The 24,674-nt window shown below is 68.8% G+C and carries 14 protein-coding genes; 5 read left to right on the top strand and 9 right to left on the bottom strand.

The window, feature by feature from the left end:
* Positions 1–35: 35 nt before the first annotated feature.
* The 3 genes from ACVCMI_RS07935 to ACVCMI_RS07925 all read right to left on the bottom strand — a co-directional run bounded on the left by ACVCMI_RS07935 (position 36) and on the right by ACVCMI_RS07925 (position 5,815).
* Entirely contained in the window at positions 36–3,782 is a 3,747-nt protein-coding gene (locus ACVCMI_RS07935; RefSeq protein WP_447099225.1) for a diguanylate cyclase domain-containing protein, read from the bottom strand.
* A gap of 263 nt (positions 3,783–4,045) precedes the next feature.
* Positions 4,046–5,305: an RNA polymerase sigma factor gene (locus tag ACVCMI_RS07930; RefSeq protein ID WP_447099226.1), complete on the bottom strand. Its 1,260-nt coding sequence runs from the start codon at positions 5,303–5,305 to the stop codon at positions 4,046–4,048.
* Between the two features lie 87 nt (positions 5,306–5,392).
* The gene (locus ACVCMI_RS07925) at positions 5,393–5,815 is read right to left on the bottom strand and encodes a YciI family protein (protein ID WP_447099227.1); all 423 of its coding nucleotides are present in this window, start codon (positions 5,813–5,815) and stop codon (positions 5,393–5,395) included.
* Positions 5,816–5,989: 174 nt separating this feature from the next.
* Between ACVCMI_RS07925 and recC the strand changes: the two genes are divergently transcribed.
* The 5 genes from recC to ACVCMI_RS07900 all read left to right on the top strand — a co-directional run bounded on the left by recC (position 5,990) and on the right by ACVCMI_RS07900 (position 15,943).
* A complete protein-coding gene (gene recC, locus ACVCMI_RS07920) occupies positions 5,990–9,532 on the top strand; it encodes an exodeoxyribonuclease V subunit gamma (RefSeq protein WP_447099228.1) in 3,543 nt (1,180 codons plus the stop codon).
* On the top strand, positions 9,529–13,185 hold the full coding sequence (gene recB, locus ACVCMI_RS07915) for an exodeoxyribonuclease V subunit beta (protein WP_447099229.1): 3,657 nt from the start codon (positions 9,529–9,531) through the stop codon (positions 13,183–13,185). The genes recC and recB overlap by 4 nt, the downstream gene beginning before the upstream one ends.
* Position 13,186: 1 nt before the next feature.
* A complete protein-coding gene (gene recD / locus ACVCMI_RS07910) occupies positions 13,187–15,148 on the top strand; it encodes an exodeoxyribonuclease V subunit alpha (RefSeq protein WP_447110625.1) in 1,962 nt (653 codons plus the stop codon).
* A gap of 217 nt (positions 15,149–15,365) precedes the next feature.
* Positions 15,366–15,644: a type II toxin-antitoxin system RelE/ParE family toxin gene (locus tag ACVCMI_RS07905; RefSeq protein WP_447099231.1), complete on the top strand. Its 279-nt coding sequence runs from the start codon at positions 15,366–15,368 to the stop codon at positions 15,642–15,644.
* A gap of 8 nt (positions 15,645–15,652) precedes the next feature.
* The gene (locus ACVCMI_RS07900; protein ID WP_447099232.1) at positions 15,653–15,943 is read left to right on the top strand and encodes a HigA family addiction module antitoxin; all 291 of its coding nucleotides are present in this window, start codon (positions 15,653–15,655) and stop codon (positions 15,941–15,943) included.
* Positions 15,944–16,285: 342 nt separating this feature from the next.
* Here ACVCMI_RS07900 and ACVCMI_RS07895 read toward each other — a convergent pair whose 3' ends face one another.
* The 6 genes from ACVCMI_RS07895 to pilV form a co-directional block, all read right to left on the bottom strand.
* A complete protein-coding gene (locus tag ACVCMI_RS07895; protein WP_447099233.1) occupies positions 16,286–16,867 on the bottom strand; it encodes a GspH/FimT family pseudopilin in 582 nt (193 codons plus the stop codon).
* A gap of 5 nt (positions 16,868–16,872) precedes the next feature.
* On the bottom strand, positions 16,873–17,286 hold the full coding sequence (locus tag ACVCMI_RS07890; RefSeq protein WP_447099234.1) for a type IV pilin protein: 414 nt from the start codon (positions 17,284–17,286) through the stop codon (positions 16,873–16,875).
* A gap of 22 nt (positions 17,287–17,308) precedes the next feature.
* Positions 17,309–21,775: a pilus assembly protein gene (locus ACVCMI_RS07885; protein WP_447099235.1), complete on the bottom strand. Its 4,467-nt coding sequence runs from the start codon at positions 21,773–21,775 to the stop codon at positions 17,309–17,311.
* Between the two features lie 17 nt (positions 21,776–21,792).
* A complete protein-coding gene (locus tag ACVCMI_RS07880; protein ID WP_447099236.1) occupies positions 21,793–22,401 on the bottom strand; it encodes a pilus assembly PilX family protein in 609 nt (202 codons plus the stop codon).
* Positions 22,402–22,483: 82 nt separating this feature from the next.
* Complete coding sequence (locus tag ACVCMI_RS07875; protein ID WP_447099237.1) at positions 22,484–23,869, bottom strand: PilW family protein; 1,386 nt, start codon at positions 23,867–23,869, stop codon at positions 22,484–22,486.
* On the bottom strand, positions 23,866–24,396 hold the full coding sequence (pilV, locus tag ACVCMI_RS07870) for a type IV pilus modification protein PilV (RefSeq protein ID WP_447099238.1): 531 nt from the start codon (positions 24,394–24,396) through the stop codon (positions 23,866–23,868). Before pilV ends, ACVCMI_RS07875 begins: the two co-directional genes overlap by 4 nt.
* Positions 24,397–24,674 lie beyond the last annotated feature (278 nt).

Here is a 24,674-nt window from a genome sequence, read left to right as displayed (position 1 = left end):
ATCAGCTTGCGCTTGTGCAGATCGGCCCGCGCTGGTCAGCGAGCGGGGGCCTGCTCCTCGGCCAGCGCGTGCTCGACCAGCAGCGCGAACAGCCGGTCGCGGCGCCGGCCGTGGCCGGGGTCGAACGGCCCCGCGGCGGCGGCGTCGAGCATCTCGCGCCAGGCCAGCCGCAACGGCGCGCCGACGCCCTCGGCGGTACGCAGCCAGTCCCCGACGCCGCCGCCGGCATGGACGTGGCGGCGCAGCGCATCGGGCACGTCGAACAACGCGGCGAAACGCTCCTCCCAACGCAGCGCGCTGGCCAGCGCGCCGAGCGCATGGCGCGGCGATGCGCCCGGCCGCGGAGGACGGACGGTCCCCAGCCACCCGGGCAACGCCTCCGCCGGCATCGGGTGGGCCAGCGCAAAGCCCTGGCCGAAATCCGCGCCGAGGATCGCGGCGGCCTCCAGCATGCCGGCCGATTCCAGGCCTTCGACGACCACCTCCAGACCCAGGTCGTGGCTGACCCGGATCAACTGGCGCAGCGCGCGCAGGGTGCCCAGCGGGTCGAACCGGACCTGGCCGATGATGGCGTGGTCGACCTTGATGCGGTCGAACGGCGACTGGCTCAGCCGCGCCACCAGGTTGCGGCTGAGCGCGCGGTCGTCGCCCGGCGCGTGGTGCTCGATCGACTTCAGCGACTGCACGCCGGTTTCGGCCAGCAACGCCCAGCAGCCGATGCCGCTGGCATTCTCGAAAGCCTCGAAACGCAGCGCGTCGGGCGGGCAGCCGCTGGCCTGCAGGATGGTCTCGACCGTGCGCGCGTAGCGGGCATCGCGCAGCGCCGCCACCGGCACGTTGACCGACATGCCCAGCGCCAGCCCGCTGCGTGCCAGCGACTGCTGCCGCGCCACCGCCTGGATGATGCCGTCGCGGAACAGCCGCATCAGCCCTGCCGCACCCAGCGCCGGCATGAAACTGGCCGGCAGCTGCAGGCCGCCGGCGGCGTCGCGCAGCCGCGCCAGCGCCTCGAAGCCGGCGATCTGGTTGTCGGCCAGGCGCACCATCGGCTGGTAGTGCATGCGCAGCGCACCGCCGGCCAGCAGACTGCGCCAGCGCTGGCGCACGAAGGCCGGCAGCAGGGTCGCCAACTGGCGTTGCGGCGCCATGCGCAGCAGCGCCAGTTCCAGTACCTGCTTGATCTGCGCGATGAACGCGCGCTGGTGCTCGCTGCGAAAGCCGCCGGCATAACCGCTGTACAGCGCCAGCAGCGCCACCGGCCGGCCCGGGGCCAGGCACAGCGGCACCGCGACCTGCGAAACGATGCCGTGGCGTTCGGCGGTGTCGCGCCACAAGGCCATCACCGGATCGCTGCCGTAGTGCGCGCTGCGTTCGACGGCACCGCTTTGCCAGGCGCGGCGCAGCGGTTCTTCCGCCCGTGCCGCGGCGCGATCGACCTGCAGCGGCGGCGCCACGCCGTGGTTGGTGATGCGCAGGTATTCGGCCGGCACCGCGCCGGCCACCAGCTCGCTGACCATGTCGCCGGAGGCATCCGGGCGACCGGCGGCGCAGACGACCAGTTCCTCGTGCGCCGCCAGCACCTGCACGGCGTCTTCGAGCAAGTCCAGGCTGTCGTGCGCCGACCACGCCGCGGCGTGGATCTTCGCCAGCGCCGCGTCACGCCGCCGCTGCAGGTCGCGCATGCTTTCCAGCTGCCATTGCTGGTCCATCGCCAGTCGCTGCAGCACGATCGCCAGCGCATCGCGCTGGGCGCGCGGACCGCGTCCCAGGGTGCCGGCGAGGATCCCGCGCAATTGCTCGATCGCCTCGGCCAGCCACGCTTCTTCCAGCCCGCACGCGGCCTGGCAGATACCGGCGCGGATCGCGCCTGCGCGCTGGCCGGCTTCTTCCAGCTCGGGATAACACAGGGTTTGCAGATGGCGCGCCAGGCGTTCCTCGAACGCCTCCCGCGCCGACGCGGGGAAACTCGCCAGCAGGCCGGCGATGCCTTCATGGGCGCCGAGGGCGGCATGGAAGCGCTGCGCCACCACCGGCAGTTGCGCCTGCCAGACCTCGGCACACGCGCGCAGCACCGCGGCCGCCTGCGGGCCATGCGCCTCGGCGATGCCGGCCTCATCGCCCGCCGCCGCAACGGGGGCGCCTTCGCTGCGCGCCAGCGCCCACCAGTTGGCGCGCTGCTGTTTGTGTGCCTTGACCTGGTACATCGCCTGGTCGGCCAGCCGCAGCAGTTGCTCGCCGCTGTCCTGCGCGTGGGTCGGATACAAGGCCACGCCCAGGCTGACGGTGATGTCGATGTTGTTCTGTCCGCCCAGCGCGATCGGCTGCTGCAGCGATTGCCACAGCCGTTCCAGCAGCATGGCCAGGTCGTCTTCGCTGGCGAGGTCCTCCAGCACCAGCACGAATTCGTCACCGCCCACGCGTGCCACCGAATCCTCCGAGCGCAGTGCGTCGTGCAGGCGATGTGCCACCTCGACCAGCACGCGGTCGCCGGCGGCGTGGCCGTGGCGGTCGTTGATCGGCTTGAGGTCGTCCAGGTCGAGCATGCCCACCGCCACCAGATGGTGGTGCCGGGCCGCCCGCGCCAGCGCGCGTTCGAGGTGGTAATCGAGCGCGCGCCGGTTGGGCAGGTCGGTCAGTGCGTCGTGCAGCGCCAGGTAGGTCTGTCGCTCCTGTTCGCGGAACAGGGCCTGGCGCTGCGAGTACTGGCGCAGCGCCAGGCCGACGGTGTCGGAAATCTCGTCGAGCAGGCGCCACAGGTCGGCATCGAACGCGTCGATCTCGGCCGCCGCCAGCAACAACACGGCGGCGGCGTGGTACTCGACACCGCTGTCGCGGGGCAGGGTCTGGAAGATCGGCCAGCAACCGATCGCCGCCACCTCGCCCAGCGACTCGCCGTGCCACACGAGCGACACGTCGGGCCACGCCGACGGGCGCAGCCGCACCACCGGTTCACCCTCCATCCACGCCTGGGTGGCTACCGGCATCGGCGGTTCGTCGACCTGTCGCGGCGGTTCGGGCAGCGTCGCCAGCCGCTCGACCAGCGGCCCGGCACCCACTTCCCGGCGCAACACCTCGCCCTCGGGCACATAAACCATCACCGCACTGGCCGCGGCGTCCTTGACCAGTGCATTGGCCAGCGTCATGTAGATCGCCGCCGGCTCGGGGTGCGCCAGCAGCGCGCGCTGGATCGTGCGATGCGCATCGCGGAAACGGCCCAGCCGCAGGTTGCGTTCCAGTTGCGCCTGGTCGTCCCAGAACCGGGCCAGCTCGTCGGCCAGGCGCTGCGCCCAGTCGAGCAGTTCGTCGGTGAGCGCGGGCCCGCCGCGGCGCGAGTACGCGGCCAGTGCCAACTGGCCACCGTCGGCGGTGCCGGCGGCCGCCACGATGACCGAGTCCAGGCCGTAGGCATGGGCCGAGCCCTGCCAGTCCGCGTCCCCGGGCGAGTCGATCGAGGCCAGCTGCGGACGGCCGTCGCGCAAGGCGGCTCCGGCCGGGCCGCGGCCGCCCGGTTCGCGCGGATCGTCGCTGACCGGCCACACGCTGGCGTACTCCGCGGCGGGGCCGGCGGCGATCAGCTCGAGGGTGGATTGGCCCAGTTCGCGCCGGCCGATCCACACCAGCGGCAGATCCATCGTGCTGACCACGGTGGTGGCCACTTCGAGCAGGGCGCGGCGGCGATCGTAGCCGGCGGCCGGGTGCAGCAGGGTAAGCGTCTCCGCCACGCTCTGGTAGAAGCGCTCGCGAAGTTCGCCATCCTGCCGATCCTGCCCCTGTACCGCCATGCCGATCATTCCCCCCAAATATCCTCTCCGACGCCCCGCTCAGCCGGCCGATGGCCGAAAGACGGGCGGCAGCCAGGCGCTGCGCCCCACCGAGAGCCCGCCGGAAACTGGTTCACGGCGCAGTAGAAGCAAGTTCCACGCCACCGCAACCGCACCACGGAAACCCCTTGCCTGCAGGCATCGCCCGCATTCCCGCGCCATGCCGCCGGACAGCGGCCGGGGAAATCCATGCCGTTTGGGTCAGAACGGGCCGATCAGCGCCGCTACCGGCAGGCACGCGCCCGCTCGCGCATCATGGCCTGCTCGCGACGGTTGCGGGTCAGCGTGGCGGCGCGCTCGAACTCCCGGCTCGCCTCCTCGCCGCGCCCCAGCCGCGCCAGCAGATCGCCGCGCACGGCGGGCAGCAGGTGGTAATGGCGCAGGCTCGGCTCGTCGCCCAGCGCATCGACCAGGGCCAGGCCCTCGGCCGCACCGCTGGCCATGCCCACCGCCACCGCGCGGTTGAGCTCCACCACCGGCGAGGGCGCGACCCGGGCCAGCACGGCGTACAGCGCGGCGATCCGCGACCAGTCGGTTTCCGCGGCCGTGGCGGCGCGCGCGTGGCAGGCCGCCACCGCCGCCTGCAGGGCGTACGGGCCCAGCTCGCCGCCCAACCGGCGCGCCTGTTCCAGCGCGGCGAGCCCACGGCCGATCAGCAGGCGATCCCACAGCGCGCGGTCCTGGTCGAGCAGCAGGATCGGCTCGCCGCGCGCATCGGTGCGCGCGCGGGCGCGCGAGGCCTGGATCTCCATCAACGCCACCAGCCCATGCACCTCCGGCTCGCGCGGCATCAACCCGGCCAGCACGCGGCCCAGGCGCAGCGCGTCCTCGCACAGGCCCGGGCGCATCCAGTCGTCGCCGGTGGTGGCCGCATAGCCCTCGTTGAAGATCAGGTAGATCACCCCGAGCACGGCGGCCAGCCGCTCAGCCAGCTTGTCGCCGCGCGGCACTTCGTAGGCCACGTCCGACTTGGCCAGGCTGCGCTTGGCCCGCACGATGCGCTGGGCAATCGTTGCCTCCGGCACCAGGAAGGCGCGCGCGATCTCGTCCGTGCCCAGCCCGCCGAGCAGGCGCAGGGTCAGCGCCACTCGTGCCTCCATCGAGAGCAACGGGTGGCAGGCGGTGAAGATCAGCCGCAGCAGATCGTCGCCGAACGGGTCGTCCAGCGTGCGTTCGGCGACGGCCTCGGCGGATTCGTGTTCGCGATCCCATTCGTGCACAAGTTGCTCGTGCTTGCGTTCGACCAGCTTGTGCCGGCGCAGGCGATCGATGGCACGGCGCTTGGCGGTGGTCATCAGCCAGGCGCCGGGGTTGTCCGGCACGCCGGTTTGCGGCCACTGTTCCAGCGCCGTCACCAGCGCGTCCTGCGCCAGTTCCTCGGCCAGCCCGACATCGCGCAGCATCCGCGCGAGGCCGGCGATCAGCCGGGCCGATTCGATGCGCCAGACCGCGTCGATGGTGCGATGGGTGTCGGTCATGCTCATGACCGCCGATCACAGCACCGGTCCGCGGCGGGCGCAAGCGCCGTTGGTGGGGGCTGCCGCCCGTCGCGCTGGCGGGCGGTACCCGCCCTACTCGTGGCCCAGTTGCGCGCGCAGGCGGGCTTCCTGCTCGCGCAGCTCGGGCGTGAACGCCTCGCCGAAATCCTCCGCCTCGAACACCGGGCGGATCTCGATCACCGACTCGCCCTCCATCGGATTGGGGCAACGCCGCACCCAGGCGATCGCCTCGTCGAGCGATTTCACCTGCCACAGCCAGAAGCCGGCGACCAGCTCCTTGGTCTCGGTGAACGGCCCGTCGACGACATGGCGCTGCCTGCCGGAGAACGTCACCCGTGCACCGCGCGCGCTGGGCGCCAACCCTTCGCCGGCAAGCATCACGCCGGCCTTGACCAGCTCCTCGTTGAACTTGCCCATCGCAGCCAGCAACTCCTGGCTCGGCATCACGCCGGCTTCCGATTCGGCGGTGGCCTTGACTATCACCATGCATCGCATCGCAAGTGTCTCCCGTGGGGCCGGATCACCGTGCGCCGGCTTCACTTCACCGACGAACCAGCGTGCCGCGGATCGACACGGCCCACCCGTCGCAGGCGTCGAGACCCGGACGGGCGACAATGCCGCTCCACTTGGAGACAATCGCCGCATGAGCGCACACGAGCCACGCCCCCGGTGAGCACCGCCACGATCTCTGCCGGGAGTTCGATCGAAGCGGGCCTGATGGTGCTGCACGGCAACCGCCTGGAAGACCTGCGCGATCTGCTCGCCGCCTGGCTGGCAGGCACGCCGCTGCGGCCGCTGGAAGACGAGCTGATGCTGGTGCAGAGCAACGGCATCGCGCAGTGGCTGAAGCTGGCGCTGGCCCGCGCACCGGCGGATGGCGGGCTGGGCATCAGCGCGGCGATCGACATGCAGTTGCCCGGGCGGTTCCTGTGGACCGCCTATCGCGCGGTGCTGGGCCGCGAGGCAGTGGCCTCCACCTCGCCGTTCGACAAGTCGCGGCTGACCTGGCGGCTGCTGCGGCTGATTCCGCAGCACGTGGACGACCCCGACTTCGGCCCGTTGCGCGATTACCTGCTGGCCGGGCACGCCGAAGCCGACGGCTTGCGCCAGTACCAGCTCGCCGCCCAGGTTGCCGACCTGTTCGACCAGTACCAGGTCTATCGCGCGGACTGGCTGGACGACTGGGAACACGGCGACGACGTGCTGCGCGACGACCTGCGTGGCCGGCGCACATCCATCGAGGCCAGCCATCGCTGGCAACCGCGATTGTGGCGCCTGCTGCTGGACGACGTCGGTCCCGCCGAACGCCGGCAGCATCGCGCCGCCGTGCATCGCAGCTTCGTCGAGCGCCTCGCCACCGCAGCCGAACGGCCGGCGGCGCTGCCGCGGCGCATCGTGGTGTTCGGCATCTCCTCCCTGCCGCAGCAGACCCTGGAGGCGCTCACCGCGCTGGCCCGTTTCAGCCAGGTACTGCTGGTGGTGGCCAACCCGTGTCGCCACTACTGGGCCGACATCATCGAGGATCGCGAGCTGCTCAAGGCGGCGCAGCGCCGCCACGCCGGCAAGCCCGGCCTGCCGCCCGAACCGCGCTTCGAAGACCTGCACCAGCACGCCAACCCGCTGCTGGCCGCCTGGGGCAAGCAGGGCCGTGACTACATCCGCCTGCTGGACAGCTTCGATGCGCCGGCCGCGTACCGCGCACGCTTCGCCGCACTGGGCCGCGACATCGACCTGTTCGACGATCCGGGCACGGACACCCTGCTGCACCAGGTGCAGCAGGCGATCCTCGACCTGGAGCCGCTGCCCGCCCACCCCGCGCAACGCCGGCAGCTGATCGCCGGCGACGACTCGCTGCGCTTCCACGTTGCGCACAACCCGCAGCGCGAAGTGGAGATCCTGCACGACAACCTGCTCGCCCGGTTCGAGCAGGCCGAGCGCGAGGGCAAGCCGCTGGCGCCGCGCGACGTGATGGTGATGGTGCCCGACATCGCCGCCTACGCACCGCACATCCAGGCCGTGTTCGGCCGCCTGCCGCCGAACGACCCGCGCCACATGCCCTGCAGCATCGCCGACCGCCCCGCGCGCGGCACCGCGCCGCTGCTGGTGGCGCTGGAACAACTGCTGCGCCTGCCCGAATCACGCTACGCCGCGGGCGACATTTTCGACCTGCTGGACACGCCCGCACTGCGCTGCCGTTTTCAGCTGGATGAGGCCGGCCTGCCCGTGTTGCGCCGCTGGATCGAAGGCACCGGCATCCGCTGGGGCCTTGACGGCCCGCAAAAGCAAAACCTGGGCCTGCCGCCGGAGGAACAGAACAGCTGGCGCTTCGGTCTGCGCCGCATGCTGCTGGGCTACGCGGTGGGCGATGGCGAATCACTGGACGGCATTGCCCCCTACGGCGAAGTGGCCGGCCTGGACGCCGCCCTGGTCGGCCCGCTGGTGCAACTGCTGGATCAGCTCGACCACTACGGCCGCCTGCTCGCCACCCCGGCCACGCCCGCGGCGTGGGGCGATCGCCTGCGCGGCCTGCTCGCGGCGTTCTTCGATGCCGGCCGCGACGACGGCGACGCCATCCTGCTGCAACGTCTGGCCGATGCGCTGGAAACATGGGAGCAAACCTGCCTTGAGGCGGGCTTCGGCCACGCCCTGCCACTTGCCGTCGTGCGTGAATACTGGCTGGGCGCGGTGGACGAAAGCCATCTTTCGCAACGCTTCCTCGGCGGCGCGGTGAGCTTTGCCACCCTGATGCCGATGCGCGCCATTCCCTTCCGCGTGGTGTGCCTGCTCGGCATGAACGACGATGCCTACCCGCGCCGCGCCAACGCGCCGGATTTCGACCTGATGGCCACGCCCGGCCAGTCACGCCCCGGTGACCGCTCCCGCCGCGAAGACGATCGCTACCTTTTCCTCGAAGCCCTGCTCGCCGCCCGCGACGCACTGTACGTGAGCTGGGTGGGCAAGAGCGCTCGCGACAACAGCGAGCTGCCGCCGTCGGTGCTGGTGGGGCAATTGCGCGACTACCTCGCCGCGGGGTGGAAAATAGAGGGGCAGAGTGACTTTTCCGATGACCGCTCGCCAGCGTCGGCCGCCACGAAAAGTGACTCCGACCCCCTTTTGTCCCTCACCACCGAGTACCCGCTGCAAGCCTTCAGTCCCAGCTATTTCGATACCGCCAGCGATGCGCGACTGTTCACCTATGCCGGCGAATGGCAGCGCGCACGCCAGGTCGCACCGGCCGGCGGCGACGCCCCGCTCCAGCCCTGGCAGCGCGAAACGCCGTTGAACCTCGCCCTGCTGCAGCGCTTCCTCAAGTCGCCCGCCAAGGTGTTCTATGCCGAACGCCTCGGGGTGCACTTTGCCGGCGACGATGAGGTCGACACGGACAACGAGCCCTTCGCGCTGGATCATCTGGAGAACCACCAGTTCACCGACGCCCTGCTGCGCACCGCCATCCATGACGGCCACGACGCGGTGGCACCAGCCATGCAACGCCTGCACGAGCAAGGTGCGCTGCCGCCGGGCAGCTTCGGCGCGCTGACGCTGGAGCCGATGGAAGCCGCCGTCGAGCGCGTCGCCACGCGCTGGCAGGCACTGGACGCGCACTACCCGCGCACCGGCAACACCTGCCTGCTGCGCGCCACCGCGCACGGCCTGATCGTGGAAGACGGCCTGGACGACCTGCGCGAGGATGAGCACGGCAATCTCACCCGCCTCATCGCCACGGCCAGCAAGCTCGTGGACAAGAAGGCGCTGCGCCACGACAAGCTGCTCGCCCACTGGGTCGCGCACCTGCTGGCGAACGCCAACGCACTGCCCGCCACCACCTGCATCGTGGCACCGGACGCACTGGTGCAGTTGCTGCCGCTGGACGTCGCCACCGCAAAGCACCACCTCGACGACCTGCTCGCCGCCTTTGCCACCGGCATGACCACGCCACTGCCGATCGTGCGCAAGAGCGCCTTCGCCTGGCTGCAGGTCGAGGCCGCGAACCAGGGGGCCGACCCCGACAAGCAGAAAGATCCCTTCGTCCATGCCAGCAGGGTCTACGACCACAGCGATGGCCCGCACGGCCACGGCGAGGTGGACGAGGAACCCGCCCTCGCCCGCCGCTGGCCCGACTTCGCCACCCTGCACGACGCCGGCTTCGAACGCTGGCTGCACCTGTACCGCCCCCTGCTGGACGCCGCATGCGTCATGGAAGAAACCGCATGAGCGCCGCGCAAGCCCTGAACCCGTTGCGCCTGCCGCTGACCGGCACCCAGCTGATCGAAGCCAGCGCCGGCACCGGCAAGACCTGGACCATCGCCGCGCTGTACCTGCGCCTGGTGCTTGGCCACGGCGGGGGCGCGCCGCTACTGCCCGCGCAGATCCTGGTGATGACATTCACCAAGGCCGCCACCGCCGAGCTGCGCGAGCGCATCCGCACGCGCCTGGCCGAAGCTGCCGCCGCCTTCCGCGACCAGGCCGCGCCGGATGATTTCCTGCGCGAGCTGATCGCCGGATACCCCGGCGCCGAACCGCGCGCCCGCGCCGCGCGCCAGCTGGAACTCGCCGCGCAATGGATGGACGAGGCCGCCGTGTTCACCATTCACGGCTGGTGCCAGCGCATGCTCACCCAGCACGCTTTCGCCAGTGGCGAGACGGCCAGCGCAGATGCCGTGGCCGACGAGGCGGACCTGCTCGCCGAAGCCGTGCGCGACTACTGGCGCGGCCATGTGCTGACGCTGGGCATCGAAGCTGCCGCGCTGTACGCGCAGTCGTGGGATACGCCCGACGCGCTGCAGGCCGCGCTGAAGCCGCTGCTGCCCCACGTCGAGCGTCTGCAATTGGACGGCCAGCCGCTGATTGCCTTGCGCGATCCCGGCGACCTGCTGACCGCGCAGGCCAAGGCCCTGCACACCGCCGAGATGCGGGCGCGAAGCCTGTGGCTGCAGCACGCCGATGCCATTGAAGCGCTGCTTCTCGTGGCCTCGCAAACCAAAGTGTTCGACGGCCGCCGACTGCAAGCCCGTGGCTTGCCCGGCCATCTCGCCAGCATGTTCGATTGGGCACAGGGCAACGCGCTCGACGACGCCACGCTGGAGCGCTTCACGCCGGCCTATTTCGCCGAGCGCACGATGGCCGGCAAGCAGCCGCCCACGCATGACGCCTTTGCGGCGGTCGAGCATCTGCTGGCCGCGCGCCGGCAGGCCGCGTCGCTGCCGCCACTGCTGCTCGCGCATGCCGCGCCCCGGGTGGCGAAGCGTACGGACCAGGCCCGCCGCAAGCAGGCCTTGCTCGGCTACGACGACATGCTCAAGCGCCTGGATGCCGCCCTGCGCGGAGCTACCGGCGATACCCTCGCGCGCCTGATCGCCACGCAATACCCGGTGGCGCTGGTGGACGAGTTCCAGGACACCGACCCGCTGCAGTGGCGCATCTTGCAGCGCGTCTTCCACGGCGCCGAAGGCAAGGCGCTGCTGCTGATCGGCGACCCCAAGCAGGCGATCTACGGCTTTCGCGGCGCCGACATCCACACCTATCTCGCCGCGCGCGACAAGGCCGCCAGCCCGCACTGGACGCTGGACACCAACTACCGCTCCACCGATGCGCTGGTGAAGGCGGTCAACCACGTTTTCGAGTTCGCCGACCAGCACGCCACGAACGGGCGCGTCACGGGCGCCTTCGGCTTCGGCGCAAAGCTTCCCTTCGTCGCGGTGAACGCCAGGGGCCGCAAGGATCGGTTTCAACTCGACGGCGCCGACCTGCCGGCCATGCAAATGGCCGTCCAGACGTCCGCCACCACCATCGGCGCCGGCGACTATCGCGAGACGCTTGCCGCCCACGCCGCCGCGCAGCTGGTGGAATGGCTCACCGCCGCGCGGCAAGGCCGCTGCGGCTTCGTCGGCGAGGAGGGCCGGCTCACGCCGTTGCGACCCGGCGACATCGCCATTCTGGTGCGTGACAGGAACGATGCCGCCGCGATGCGCGCGGCGCTGCACGCGCGCGGCCTCGCCCACGTGTACCTCTCGGACAAGCAATCGGTCTACGCCAGCGGCGAGGCCAAGGAGCTGCAAACCTGGCTCGCCGCCTGTGCCAACCCCGGCAACGACCGCGCCATGCGCACCGCGCTGGCCACGCCGATGATGGGCCAGAGCCTGGCCGAGCTGGATCGCCTGAACACCGACGAGGCCCATTGGGAAGGCTGCGGCGAGCACTTCCGCCAGCTGCATGCGTTGTGGCGACGCCATGGCGTGCTGGCCATGCTGCACGAACTGCTGCACCGCTTCGGCGTGCCCGCGCGCCTGCTCGCACGCGATGGCGGCGAGCGTGCGCTCACCAATCTGCTGCACCTGGCCGAGCTGCTGCAACAAGCCGCTACCGGGTTGGACGGCGAACACGCGCTGATCCGCCACCTCGCCGCGCAGATTGCCAACCCCGCCGGTGGCGAGGCACCCGAAGAACAGATCGTGCGACTGGAAAGCGAAGCCGCCCTGATCAAGGTGGTGACCATCCACAAATCCAAGGGCCTGGAGTACCCGGTGGTGCTGCTGCCCTTTGTCTGCGGTTACAGGGAAACCGACGGCAGGAAACCGCTGCTCTGGCACGACGAACACGCCGTGGCGCACTTCGACCTGCGCCCCGGCAATGACGCCTGGCAAGCCGCCGAGATCGCGCGCCTGCAGGAAGACCTGCGCCTGCTCTACGTCGCACTCACCCGCGGCCGCTATCTGTGCTGGCTGGGCGTGGGCTGCCTCAAGGACGGCGCAAAGAAGGATTCCGGCCTGCACAAATCCGCCTTCGGCTACGTGCTGGCCGGCGGCAACATCATCGAGGCCGGCGAGCTGATGCCCACGCTGCAAACGCTGACCCGGGGCCAGTCCGCCATCCAGCTCGTCACCCTTCCCGAAGCCGCGGGAACCCGGCGCTACCAGCCCGAGGACAACACCAGCCAGCCACGCCCCGCGCGCCAGTGCACGCTGCCCGCGCACACGCCGTGGTGGATCGCCAGCTACAGCGCACTGGCCCGGCACGACGAAACCGCACCGCACGCCGCACCGGAAACCGCGAGCCAGGCCACGCTGGCCGAAGCCGTGCAGACGGAAGCCGACATCGAGGCCTCCGCATCCGCGCCGGGCATTCACGGCTTCGAGCGTGGCGCCGCGCCCGGCACGTTCCTGCACGAGCTGCTGGAGCACTGCGCCGAGGAAGGTTTCGCCCGCGCCGCCGCACCGTCGCCGCTGCTGCGCGACACCCTCGCCCGCCGCTGCCAGGCACGCGGCTGGAAGCACTGGATCGAACCGCTCACCGCCTGGCTGCCCGCGCTGCTGCGCACGCCATTGCCGCTGCCTGGCGGCACCCACATGGCGCTGACCGCGCTTGCCGATCCGCTGCATTACCGAGCCGAACTGGAGTTCTGGTTCGAGGCCAATCTCGTGCAGGCGCAGGCGCTGGATCGCCTCGTCACCGCGCACACGCTGGATGGCGCACCACGTCCCGCACTGGCGCCCAACCTCGTCAACGGCATGCTCAAGGGCTTCATCGACCTGGTGTTCGAGCATGAGGGCCGCTGGTACGTGGCCGACTACAAATCCAACTACCTCGGCAAGGACGCCGCCGCGTACACCGATCAAGCCATGCGCACCTCGGTGCTGCAGAGCCGTTACGAACTGCAGTACGCCATCTACACACTGGCGCTGCATCGCCAGCTCAGGGCGCGCCTGCCCGACTACGACTACGACACCCACATGGGCGGCGTGCTCTACCTCTACCTGCGCGGGGTGGATGGCAGCGGTCGCGGCGTGCATCGCGAACGGCTGCCGTTCGCCCTGGTCGACGCCCTCGACCAGCTCTTCGCCTCGGGGGGCACCACGCATGCGGCATGACATGCTCTCCTCGTTGCTCGACCACGCATTGCAACAGCAGCGCCTGCGCCCGCTGGACGTGGCCTTCGCGCGCTTCCTGATCGAACGGGAACCGAACATCGCACCCGCACTCGCCTGGCTGGCCGCGGTGCTCAGCCGGCAACTGGCCGACGGTCATCTCTGCCTCGACCTCGCCGGACTCGACGCGCTGGCCAACGAACAGGACTGGCCCGATGACTGGCGTGCACTGGCCGACACGCTGCGCGACGACCCGCCCGCGTCTTCGCTGCTCGCCGCCGGCGACGGTGGCGAACCGGCCAGTGCGCCGCTGGTCCTCGACGGCGGGCGACTCTACCTGCGCCGTTACTGGAACCACGAGCGCGAGGTGGCGAAGGGCATCCTGGACCGCGTGGCGCGCGCGGAACCGCCCTCGCCGTACCTGGCCGAGGAACTGGCGCGACTGTTCCCGACCGCTGCCGGCGACACACTCGACTGGCCGCGCATCGCCTGTGCGCTGGCCGCGCGCAGCGGCTTCGGCGTGATCACCGGTGGCCCCGGTACCGGCAAGACCACCACCGTGGTGCGCCTGCTCGGGCTGCTGCAGACCCTGCAATGGCGCGCACAGGCGCCGGCGCTGCGCATCCGCCTCGCCGCACCCACCGGCAAGGCGGCGGCGCGGCTCAATGCATCGATCAGCGCTCAGCTCGCCCGACTGGATGTGGACGACGCCGTGCGCGCCACCGTGCCCGCCGAGGTGGCCACCTTGCATCGCCTGCTGGGCGCCCGCCCCGATACCCGGCGCTTCCGCCACGACCGCACCAACCCGCTGCCGCTGGACGTACTCGTGATCGACGAGGCGTCGATGATTGACCTGGACATGATGGCCGCCGTGCTCGACGCGCTGCCCGCGTCGGCGCGGCTGATCCTGCTGGGCGACAAGGACCAGCTCGCCTCGGTGGAGGCCGGCGCGGTACTGGGCGACCTGTGCCGGCGTGCCGACGGTGGTCATTACGATGCCACCACCGCACGGTGGATCGCGGCCACCAGCGGCGACGACATCGGCGACTTCGTGCAGGCCGATGCACAGCCGCTGGATCAACACATCGCCATGCTGCGCGTGAGCCATCGCTTCAGCGCCGCCAGCGGCATCGGCCGGCTGGCACAGGACGTGAACATGGGTGATGCGGCCGCCACATTGGCGCTGCTGGGCGCACCTTGCGACGACCTCGCCTGGCTGCCCGCTGCCGACGTCGGCACGCTGCAAGCGCTCGTCATCCATGGCACCGCGGCGCCCGGCGGCGCCTGCGGCTACCGCCACTACCTCGATACCTTGCACTCCTGCCGCCCGGCCACCGACGCCGGTGACGACGCCCACGCGGACTGGGCCACCAGCGCCCTGCAGGCGTTCAATCGATTTCAGTTGCTGTGCGCGCTGCGCCACGGACCGCATGGTGTGGACAAGCTCAACCAGCTCGTCGCCGAAGCGCTGCACGCGCAGGGATTGATCGACGCCAGCAGCGGCTGGTACGAAGGTCGCCCGGTGATGGTCACCCGCAACGACTACGCGCTGGGCCTGATGAACGGCGACATCGGGCTGTGCCTGCGGCTGCCTGTCGCCGGTGGCGGCAGCCGGCTGGCGGTGGCCTTCCTCGCCGCGGCAGCAGGCGGCGGCACGCGCCTGCGTCTGGTCGCTCCCTCGCGCCTGCCCGAAGTGGAAACGGCCTACGCGCTCACCGTGCACAAATCACAAGGCTCCGAGTTCGAGCATGCCGCCCTGGTGCTGCCTGCAGCCATGAACCCGGTGCTGACCCGCGAACTGCTCTACACCGGCATCACCCGCGCCCGCCGCTGGTTCAGCCTGCTCGGCAGCGAAGCGATCATCGCTGACGCGGTGGCGCGCCGTACCCGCCGCCACTCCGGCCTGGCCGAGCGGTTGGCGCAGGATGGCGGCGATCGCGACGACCCCGCGCACCTCGCCGGCTGACCGCCACACGGCGGCCCTTCCCTGCCGCCACTCCCCCTTTGCAGCCTCCTTGCCGCCCCTTCGTCATCCCGTTGTCGCCCCGACCATCGATCCTTCCCCACCGTCATTCCCGCGAAGGCAGGAAACGCACCTGGAGGGCGGAGCATGCTGCCATCCGTTCGCCGTAAAGAATGTGACCTTCATTGCAGCGTGTATCGCCACACGCTACACTTGAGCCATGATAATCGGCTTCCGCCACAAGGGACTTGAAACCCTGTACCGGACAGGTTCTGCTCGTGGAGTGCAGGCTGCGCACGTTCCCAAGCTCGGTCGCATTCTGGCGGCGCTCGACGCAGCCACGTCACAGGCTGAACTGAACCAGCCTGGTTACAAACTCCATCCACTCAAAGGGGCACTGAAAGGCCACTGGTCCGTGTGGGTCAATGGCAACTGGCGTGTCACGTTCCGGTTTGTCGGCACCGACGTGGAGCTGGTCGACTATCAGGACTACCACTGAAAGAGGTCATGGCCATGATGAAGAATCACCCGCACCCCGGAGAGCTTCTGCGCGAAGACGTGCTGCTGCCGCTCGGCATCGAAGTCACTGATGCCGCACACCGGCTCGGGATGTCCCGCACCACGTTGTCGCGCGTCATCAACGGCCGTGCCGGGATCAGCCCGGATCTGGCGATCAGGCTGGAGCGCGCCGGCGTGAGTACCGCCCGGTTCTGGATGACGCTGCAGGCCAACTACGAGCTGTCGCTGGCCGAGCAACGGAAGCAGCCGACCGTGCAGCGCCTGCAAGCCGTGGCATAAAGCCCGGGAGGGCGCAGGGACCGAACACGCCCCGGAGAAGGGGCGTTTTCCCGCGCAAAATGCAGAATCGAAGGCGTTCCCATCCGCCTGAATTGCCGCCCGACGAAGACAACCGCATCCTCACGCGCGAATTGGTTTACACCGCCATCTCGCGCGCCAGGCGATCTACGTGAGCGCCTCGCCGCCTCGCAACTCGACACCGCTCGCTGCCAATCGCCTTGAGCGTGAACCGCAGGACTGTTGGAGATGAGCCTCGGCCGCAGGGACTTCGATGACACTCGTGTCAAAAAAAAGCGCCGGCGCGGAATCCGCGACGGCGCCATGTTCAATGCCTGGGCCGGCTCAGCTCGGCGTGCAACTCCCGGTCGTCAGCGATTTCGTGGTGACGCTGCCCGAGCCGTTCACATCGAGCTGGACGCCGGGCACCTTGGCGGTGATGGTGCCGGCACCGCTGCTGCCGCTGCGGTAGCAGGTGGCGAACACCAGTGGCGTGCTCGGCTTGAGCTGGCCCTGTTGGCCGAAGGTGACGATGGTGCCGCTCTTGGCCTGGATCGACACGTTGGTCTGCGGATCGGTGGCGCGCAGCAGGATCGAGCTGGCTGCTGCGTAGGCCTTGTTGGCCGAGGCCGCGCCGGCCGGGTAGGTGTAGACGATCCAGCCCTGGTCGTACACCGTGCCGCCCGAGGTGCAGCCCGAGGTCTTGTCGCCCGGGCACATCGACACCAGTTGGCCGCGGGTGATCGCTTCGCTGCGCGCGTAGTTCACGCTGGCCAGCAAGGCGTTGCTGGCCGAGCTGACCTGGTTGCGATGGATCACGTCACGGAAACTGGGCACGGCGATCGCCAGCAGGATCGCCATCACGGTAATCGTGATCATCAGCTCCAGCAGGCTGAAGCCGCGCGCGCGGTTGGGCATGGCATTCATGGCGATCACCAGCAGCTGCCGTTGCTGTTGGAGGAGGCCGACGCCGGGTCGGGCCTCTTCACGCCCGCGTTGTCGATCGTCAGCGGCCCGCACACGTCGTTGGCCTGCCCGCCGACCGGCGTGGCGGTGGCCACGAAGGCTTGCGACGAGGAGCTGGCTACCACCGTCACCGAGTAAAAGCCCTTCTCGGAGATCGCCGGATTATCGAAGCCGATGTCCGTGAGGCCGCCATAGGCATTGGCCGTGGCGTAGTAGCGCTCCTGCGCCGTGGCCACGCGCAGCAGCAGCTCCTGCCCGTCCGCCCGATGCGCGCGGAACGCGTAGCGCCCGTAGGTCGGGATCGCCACGGCGGCGAGCACCGCGATGATCACTACCACGATCATCAGTTCGAGCAGGGTGAAGCCGCGCATGCGCCCCATCGCCATTCCCCTTGGCTTGCCGTCACAGGTCATTGTTCAACTCCCGCCATGAGCGTCGACGCCAGATCGCGTCATCGATGTTGAGGTTGCCGCCGCCCTGCAGCTCCAGGCCAGGGATCAGCAGCTTGCCGCCGCCGATCACCGACGCCACCGGCACCGAGCCACCGGTAGGCGGATTGTTGACCAGGCCGCCCACGGTACTTACCCCTGTGTTCCAGCCACCGGTCGGACCGGACGGGCTGGACAGGCCGCCACCCGCGCCACCGGTGGCCGCGTTGAGCACCATCAGCGCACCGCCGATGGTGGCGCTGCAGGGGTCCTGGCTGCCCGGGATAAGAGTGGTGATGATGGCACGGTTGGTGTTGAACAACGCACCGGCGGTGACCACCATGCGCTCGCCCGGGGCGGTGGACAGATTCAGGTCGATGTACCACCCGTTCTGCGCCAGGGTCAGCGAATTGTCGGTCAGGCCGCGCAGCGTGTTGAGCCCGTTGGCGGACTGCGCCTCGTACAGCGTCTGCTGCTGCAGGTCGGCCTTGACCGCCGTGATCGGGTTGCCGCTGGTGTCGAGCTTGTCGCGGATGCCGTAGATCGACTGGGTCTTGGCGCTGTTGCTGGTGTTGTCGTCCGCACCCAGGTACTTGCCGGTGCCGAACACCACGATGAAGCGGTTGGTGGCCGGATCGGGGAACAGTCGCGGCATTACCGTGATCGGCTGGTCGCCCTGCACGGCGGGCTTGAACGCCAGCGTCACATGCGCCTGCCAGTTGGCCGGGTTGGGATCGGTCAGGTCGAAGCGCCACAGGTTGCCGTTGAGGTCGCCGGCAAACGCCACGTCGTCGATCTGGTCGTTGTTGTAGTCGCCCAGTACTACCGACGACAACCCACCGCTGGTGACACCGCTGATCGTGGTCAGCGTCTTCAGTTCGCGGATCATCGCGCCGGTCTGCGCATCCAGCACGAACAGCGCGCTGTAGCCCTTGGAGGCGGCCGCCAGCGTCACGCAGTTCGCGGGACGATCGGATTTGCTGCAGTCGGGGAAATAGCCACCCGGCACCAGCACCACCCATTTGCCATTGGCCAGGCGGCCGATGTTGGGCTGGCCGAAGGTGTAGCCCAGGTCGGCCGGATCGCCCACGCCGCTCACCGCCGGCGTATCGGCATTGAACTCCCACAGAACCTTCTGCCCGGCATTCGCCTCGGTGACGTCGGCGGGATTGGTGATGTCCAGCGCATAGACGCCGCGGCCGCCCAGGCGCAAGCCGCCCACCAGCAACGTATGCCAGCCCTTGGTGGTCACGGCCGGGGTGGAGGTATCGGCGCCAAAGAACACGTCACGCGTCACCGGAGTGGCATCGACGGTCGGCGCAAACTTGAAATTGGTTCTGGCCGTGAGATTGCCCAGGTTCGGATACACCGTGCGCGGCACGTAGGCGAATATCTCCTTGCCCGCGTCGGCGTCAGGCACCGCCACCGGTGGCGTCGACGAGTCCAGCACCATCTTGGCGTTGAACGCGTGCAACATGCCGTCGTTGGCACCCACGTACACTGCGGGCGTGCGATCCTGGTAGATCTTGGCGAATGCCTCGTAGCTGTGGCAGGTGGTCAGGGTGGGCGCCGTCACGACGCAGGTGGTGTTGTCGTTGGCCATCGCGGTGGCCTCGGGCGAGCCCGCCGGCCAGCCGCTGTGGTAGCCGCTGGACGGCGCCCCCACGTACAGGGCCTGCGAGTTGATGATGGCGCCGAGCAGGCTGCTGCGCGTGCGGTAGACAGTGCTCTCCAGCGCCCTCGAACCGCGCAGGTAATCCAGCCGGGCCTGGCCCGTGTCCGTGCTGCCGGTGCTGGCCGGCAGGCCGCTGAGCAGGGCCTGCGCGCTCAGATAGCTGCTGCCCGTGCTGGCGGTCAGGTTGTCCAGGCCGGTGAAGGTGCGAAAAGCGGTGCCGCCATCGAACGACCCATCCGCCTTCTCCTTGGCGCTGAGGATCTGCCGGTTGGCCGGCGGCGTTTTCGTCGCGTCAGTGAGGATCACGCCCGCATCCCACTGCAGGCCCGCCACGGTGCCGTCGACGTTCGCCGTGATGGCCTGGAATACACCCGTCCAGTCGCCGGAACTGTAGCCCGAGGTGAAGCCGATCGCACCCTGCACCAGCACGCTGGTGTTCAGCGCACTGGTGGTCGCCGGCACGTTGCGTGCGCTGATGTTGGTCAGGATGTTGGTCAGCTGGTCGACCAGGTTCTGCGGGTTGGCCGCGTTGAAGTAGGCGCCGCGGCTGTTGACGGCGGCGTGCCAGGTGTCGTCGATCGCTGCAGGATCGTTGTTGATCGGCCGCGGCCAACCCGTACTTCCGCTGGAGTTGGTCTGCCCGCGCCGCAAACGGCATAGATCGTTGTTGGCATCCGTGCAGTCGGCGTCGGTCGAATGGGTCAGGTTGCCGGGTACGCCCAGGGTCACCATGTACTGCACCAGGTGCGGCCAGTTGGCGGGATCGTTCTTCGGGTTGAAATACTTCTCCAGGGCCGGCGAGGTGGCGCCGGTGACCACGCCCGTGGTGGTGTCGGGCATGTACGGCGGCACGATCTTGCCCTGGGATGGCTTGTACAGGTCGGGGCGCAAATTGGTCGCCCAGTAGTTGAACGCGATATTGGCCAGCGATGAGGTGTAGACGCTGCCCTGCACGTCCCAGTACACGCGAGACTCGGCGGTATTGGCAGGATAGGCGGTGCCGTCAGGCAAATTGCCCGAGACGGCCGACTGCGACGTCTGGAACGGGGTGGGCAGAGTTGGATCGCCCTCGTTCCAGTAACCGTCAGTCACCAGCATGTGGTAGTTCTGCCGGCACACCAGCTCCAGGCCGTCGGCTCCGCTGGTCTTGGGCGGATCCCAGTACGGATCCTGGAGGTTGCCGGTGCCGCCGGTATTGCCATTGCCACGCTGGAAGAACTTGCCGGCGCGAATGGTCGAAGCGCGGTTGGGCGTACCGCCGCTGGCGTCGGTCTGGAACATCCAGTTGAAGAATGCGCTGCGGTAGCAATCGGGCGGAGTCTTGATCGCGCCGGATTGCTGGATGGCCGAAGGACTGGAGGTTGTCGTCGAACTCGCATCGCATCCGGACGCATCGATCAAGCTGGTGATGATCGCGCTGCTGGGCAGCTTGAACGTGCCATCGTTGATGTTCTGCCACGCGGCGCGAATGCTGTTGCCGAAGCCGCCGGTGGCCGTGGTTGCACCGAGCGAGCCGAATACGCGCGACAGCGCGGTTTTCGTCATCAGGTTGCGCGTGCGGTAGTACGCATACCAATTGGCGAAGTTCTGCCACTGGTTGACCGACTGACCATTGATGGTGACGGTCGTGTTGGGGACGGCCACGGCCTCCCAGTTGGCGCTGCTGTAGAGGTTGCCGCGACCGGCGCTGTCCGGGTTGCCGAAAGTATCGACCGTGATGGTGGGCGCCGTGGACTTGTAGCGGTAGTAGTACGGGCCGCCGTTCGGATAGGTGTTGCCATCGGAGTCAGCGCTGCTGCCGTCCATCGGCGAGCTGCCATAACCGCACTTCCAGCGATTGTCGCTGACGACGCTCGAGGTATCAGTCGTGGTGACCGTCCATTTCGCGAAAGTTGCCGTGGCGCTGGTCTTGTCGCCGTCTATCCGGTCGTAACCCCCACCACTGCTGAGTCGGGTTTTCAGGCTGCTGCCCGAATAGACCGCTCCGATACCGCTGCCCGAGGTGGTGTAGTTGCTTATCCAGAAACGGTTGGTGCCGCCGGAACTGGTGGCCGAATTCGTCACCTGACAGGAACCCGCGTCGGCATTTGCAGGACAAGCAGTACTGTCGCCGAACTTGACGAAGATAATGGTATTGGTCTTGTAATTGATCGTGCCGGTCAGATCAGTCAGGCCGGTGGGATCGGTCGTGCCATTGGGATTGTTGCGATAGCTGGAGTAAGTGTCGGCCGTGACCGGCGAATACGGTCGGTTGACGCCAACGCCGTCCAGCCACACCGCAGCCAACGTCTTGTCCGCATTCGGGAACAACGATCCGTTTGCCTTCACTGGCGGCGAATACACGACGTTCGGGTTGTAGTACACACCGTTCATGGCCTTGGAACGGACGTCGCTGCTGGACGTGATGCGCGGATCGATCACGCCGGCGCAGCGCCACGGCCCGCTCCAGCTGCCACCATCGAACGGCCGGTTGTCGCCCATGTAGTTGCTGGCCATCGACCCCGAATCATCGAACGTCACCACGATGTTCGGCGGCACCGCCTGGGTCACGTTGGGCGGCGTGGGGCTGAGCTCCACGATGCCGCTCGTCACCGCCGTGGCCGCGGAAGCGGGTGCGGAAACGAAGCTGCTGCCGGCGGCGACCAGCGCCATCACCGACAGCGTCGCGGGCACCGGGGCCGGTGCGGAAAGGCCACCCACGGCGGTGAGCACGGCGCCCATCAGCGCCGACGACATGCGTCCGGGAAGAAACCGACGACTAGACATGGCTTGAATACTCCGACTCAGTTGCTCTTGGCCGCGAAGGTGCTTTCCATCACGCGCACGGTGTTGGCGCTGCCGCCCGTGGCGCGCGCGGTGATGCGATAAATGTGCCGACTGGAACTGGCGGTGCCGGTGCCGGAACTGCCGGTGGCCCCGGATTCATGCAGGCCGCCGCTGACCCCCGGCGGCAGCTCCACGCCAAGGTCCTCGATGATGTAGCGCGGGTTCTGCGCGAGATCGCCCGTCGTGGCGCCGGTGTAGTCGACCGAACCGCCGTAGCCCTTGTACTCGGTGGAGCCTGCCGTGACCCAGCCCTGCTTGGTGCGGAAGTCGACCACGTTGGCGATCGGGTTGGCCGGGTCGTAGACGTAGCAGTCGGTGAAGATGCCGGTGCCGCAATTGAGATGGGCAGTGACGTTGGTGGTGCTGGTCCACAGCTTCCACTCGGCCCCGCGCAGCGCGGTGAGCGCGCTCATGTCCGCCTGCTGCGCGTTGTGCAGGCCGCCGGCCATGCGCTCCTGCAACAGCGAGCGGCCGGAGGCGCTGATCGCCAGGATGGTCAGCAGAATCAGGAAGATCAGCGCCACCACCAGCACCGCGCCACGCTGGGCGTGCAGGCCGGTTCGCATTGATCGTGGTTTGTTCGGCATCGCCATGACTTGGCTCCAGGAAAACATCATGCGGCAGCACCGGTGGGCGCCGCCGCTTTCATCACGGGTTGTAGTTGCGCACGGGCACCAGCACGCTGAACTCGCGCCGCAGCAACTGGTCGGGGAAGCCCTGGTCGCTGGGTCTGATGGCATGACCGGACGGCGGCAGCAGGCCGGTGTTTGCGTCGGCGCTGTAGCGGTAATTCAGCTGGTTGCCGGTGAGCGTGTACAGCGGCGTCTGGCCGTCCATCAGCAGGCTGACCTCGATGCTCTTGATGCTGCGCCACAGGCAACCGGTGGCGGTGATCGCATTCAACTCGGCCGGTGGGCAACTTGCCGCGGGGGCGGCGTCGACCTGGGCGGCAGTGAGGAAGCTGGTCTTGCCGGTGTTGTCCTGCACGCCGTAGCGGAAATCCAGCCGCTCGACGCCTCGCACCAGCTCATCCTCCGAGCCGCCGCGGCCGGCCGTACCGCCGTTGACCCTTCGAATCAGTGCACCGGTGAACGGTGCGTTGCCGTCATTGTTGACGCTGACCAGCTTGAGGTAATACGTGACGGTCTGGAAATCACGGTTGACGTCGAACACCTTGGGCGCCGACTCCGGCTCCTGCGCGGTCGGCAGGTTGGCCGCGCCGGTGCCGAAGCCATCGGTGGTGTTGGCCAAGGGGGTGATCACGCCGACGCTGCTGGCGGTGGCCGGGAAGATCTGCGCGTTGGAGCAGTCCGCCAGCATGAACAGGTCGCCGTTGGCGGCATTGCTCACCGGCGGTTCGCCGGTACGCTGGACCAGCGTGATCGAGGTGATGGTGGCCGCGCTGCTGCTGGTGGCCAAGGTGCTGCCGGTGACGCCCGCCGGGACGATGGCCCAGCCGGCGGCAGGGTTGACGTAACGCACGGTGAGCACGTCGGCGCCCTTGACCCGATTGTTGATCGCGGTACCCATCGCCGGGATGGTGCTGATGCTGGTGTTCGGATCGACCGGCGTGCAGGCGGTGAGCGTGCACTCGTAGCCACGCATGAACAGGAACGACGGCATCGTGTACGGCGCCGCGGGTGCAGCCGGATACGAACCGGCGCCCCAGGCGGTGGTGACGTCGCCGAACGCGCCACTGACCGCGCCAGCGGCACCGATCAGGTTCTTGGCGTAGACCTTGGGCGCGCGGATGTGATCGAGCGCATTGCCGCCCGTGCCGATCTTGGCCACGCCGCCGGTGTTGGTGCAGTACTGTCCGTTGGCCATCCGCAGGTCGGTGCCCATGCGGGTCACTGCGAAGCGCCCCGCCTCCTGCAACTGCGCCAGCTGGTTCTGCGCCTTGTTGCTGCTCGAGGTGGAGGCGAACACGGTGACGATGCCGGCGGCCACCAGCAGGCCCAGCACCATCGCCACCATAAGTTCGATCAAGGTGAAGCCGCGCGAATGGCGAGGCAGCATGCGGAACGCGCTCATGGCTGGAACTCCCACGAGAAGGACTGTGGCTCGCTGGCACGCTTGGTTTGGTCACCGGTGCCCTGCTCGTTCCAGGTGATTTTCATCTTGCAGCTGCCGCCATAAGGCGGCTGCATGGCCAGCTGCGAGGTGGGGTCGTAGCCGGCGGTACCCACACCGCCGCAGTCGATGCTGGCCGACGGGCCGGGCAGGAAGGTCTTCAACTGGCTGCTCCACAGGCGCTGGTCGTGGGTGGCCAGCTCCGCTGCATCGCAGGCCGAGCCGGAGCCGCAGCCGATCGAGCTGGAGGAGACCGGATAGGTGGTGCTGTTGTAGTTGCCGTTCCACACGCCGATCGGGTTGGCACTCATCCGCGCCGCCATGCTGTTGGCGAGGAATACCACCTGGGTGCGCACGTAAGCGGCGTGGTTGGAGCGCGTGGCCATCACCATCAGGCTGGCCAGGCCGATCAGGCCGATGCTGAAGATCAGCACGGCCATCATCACCTCGATCAACGAGATGCCTCGCTGACGCGACAGGACTTGCATGGAATTCTCCCTGATACCCCTGAGTGCAATGTACCCATCGCGCGAGGCGCGGCCAGCCCCCAGCCGACCGGCGGTAGGAATTGGCCGATGAGCGGTGCGGTCGTTGTCGGAAAGGGTGAACCCGATCACGCGGCGAGAGGAGCCTTTAAAGCCCTTCTCCCCTCGGCGACCGCAGGGAGTCCCCTTGCGGGTGAGAAGGTGGCCCGAAGGGCCGGATGAGGGTGCGGGGAGAAACCTGCAGCCACGCCTCGACCCCGAACCCTCACCCCAACCCCTCT

Source organism: Rhodanobacter sp. UC4448_H15 (assembly GCF_052978265.1).
Note: the sequence above shows the minus strand (reverse complement) of the source record. Positions and strands in the feature narration are given on the sequence as shown.

Excerpts from the sequence above, each read along its gene's own strand:
- ACVCMI_RS07935 (WP_447099225.1), bottom strand. The coding sequence starts at position 3,782 with ATGGCGGTACAGGGGCAGGATCGGCAGGATGGCGAACTTCGCGAGCGC.
- ACVCMI_RS07930 (WP_447099226.1), bottom strand. The coding sequence starts at position 5,305 with ATGAGCATGACCGACACCCATCGCACCATCGACGCGGTCTGGCGCATC.
- ACVCMI_RS07925 (WP_447099227.1), bottom strand. The coding sequence starts at position 5,815 with ATGCGATGCATGGTGATAGTCAAGGCCACCGCCGAATCGGAAGCCGGC.
- recB (WP_447099229.1), top strand. The coding sequence starts at position 9,529 with ATGAGCGCCGCGCAAGCCCTGAACCCGTTGCGCCTGCCGCTGACCGGC.
- recD (WP_447110625.1), top strand. The coding sequence starts at position 13,187 with ATGCTCTCCTCGTTGCTCGACCACGCATTGCAACAGCAGCGCCTGCGC.
- ACVCMI_RS07905 (WP_447099231.1), top strand. The coding sequence starts at position 15,366 with ATGATAATCGGCTTCCGCCACAAGGGACTTGAAACCCTGTACCGGACA.
- ACVCMI_RS07900 (WP_447099232.1), top strand. The coding sequence starts at position 15,653 with ATGGCCATGATGAAGAATCACCCGCACCCCGGAGAGCTTCTGCGCGAA.
- ACVCMI_RS07895 (WP_447099233.1), bottom strand. The coding sequence starts at position 16,867 with ATGAATGCCATGCCCAACCGCGCGCGCGGCTTCAGCCTGCTGGAGCTG.
- ACVCMI_RS07890 (WP_447099234.1), bottom strand. The coding sequence starts at position 17,286 with ATGGGGCGCATGCGCGGCTTCACCCTGCTCGAACTGATGATCGTGGTA.
- ACVCMI_RS07885 (WP_447099235.1), bottom strand. The coding sequence starts at position 21,775 with ATGTCTAGTCGTCGGTTTCTTCCCGGACGCATGTCGTCGGCGCTGATG.
- ACVCMI_RS07880 (WP_447099236.1), bottom strand. The coding sequence starts at position 22,401 with ATGCGAACCGGCCTGCACGCCCAGCGTGGCGCGGTGCTGGTGGTGGCG.
- ACVCMI_RS07875 (WP_447099237.1), bottom strand. The coding sequence starts at position 23,869 with ATGAGCGCGTTCCGCATGCTGCCTCGCCATTCGCGCGGCTTCACCTTG.
- pilV (WP_447099238.1), bottom strand. The coding sequence starts at position 24,396 with ATGCAAGTCCTGTCGCGTCAGCGAGGCATCTCGTTGATCGAGGTGATG.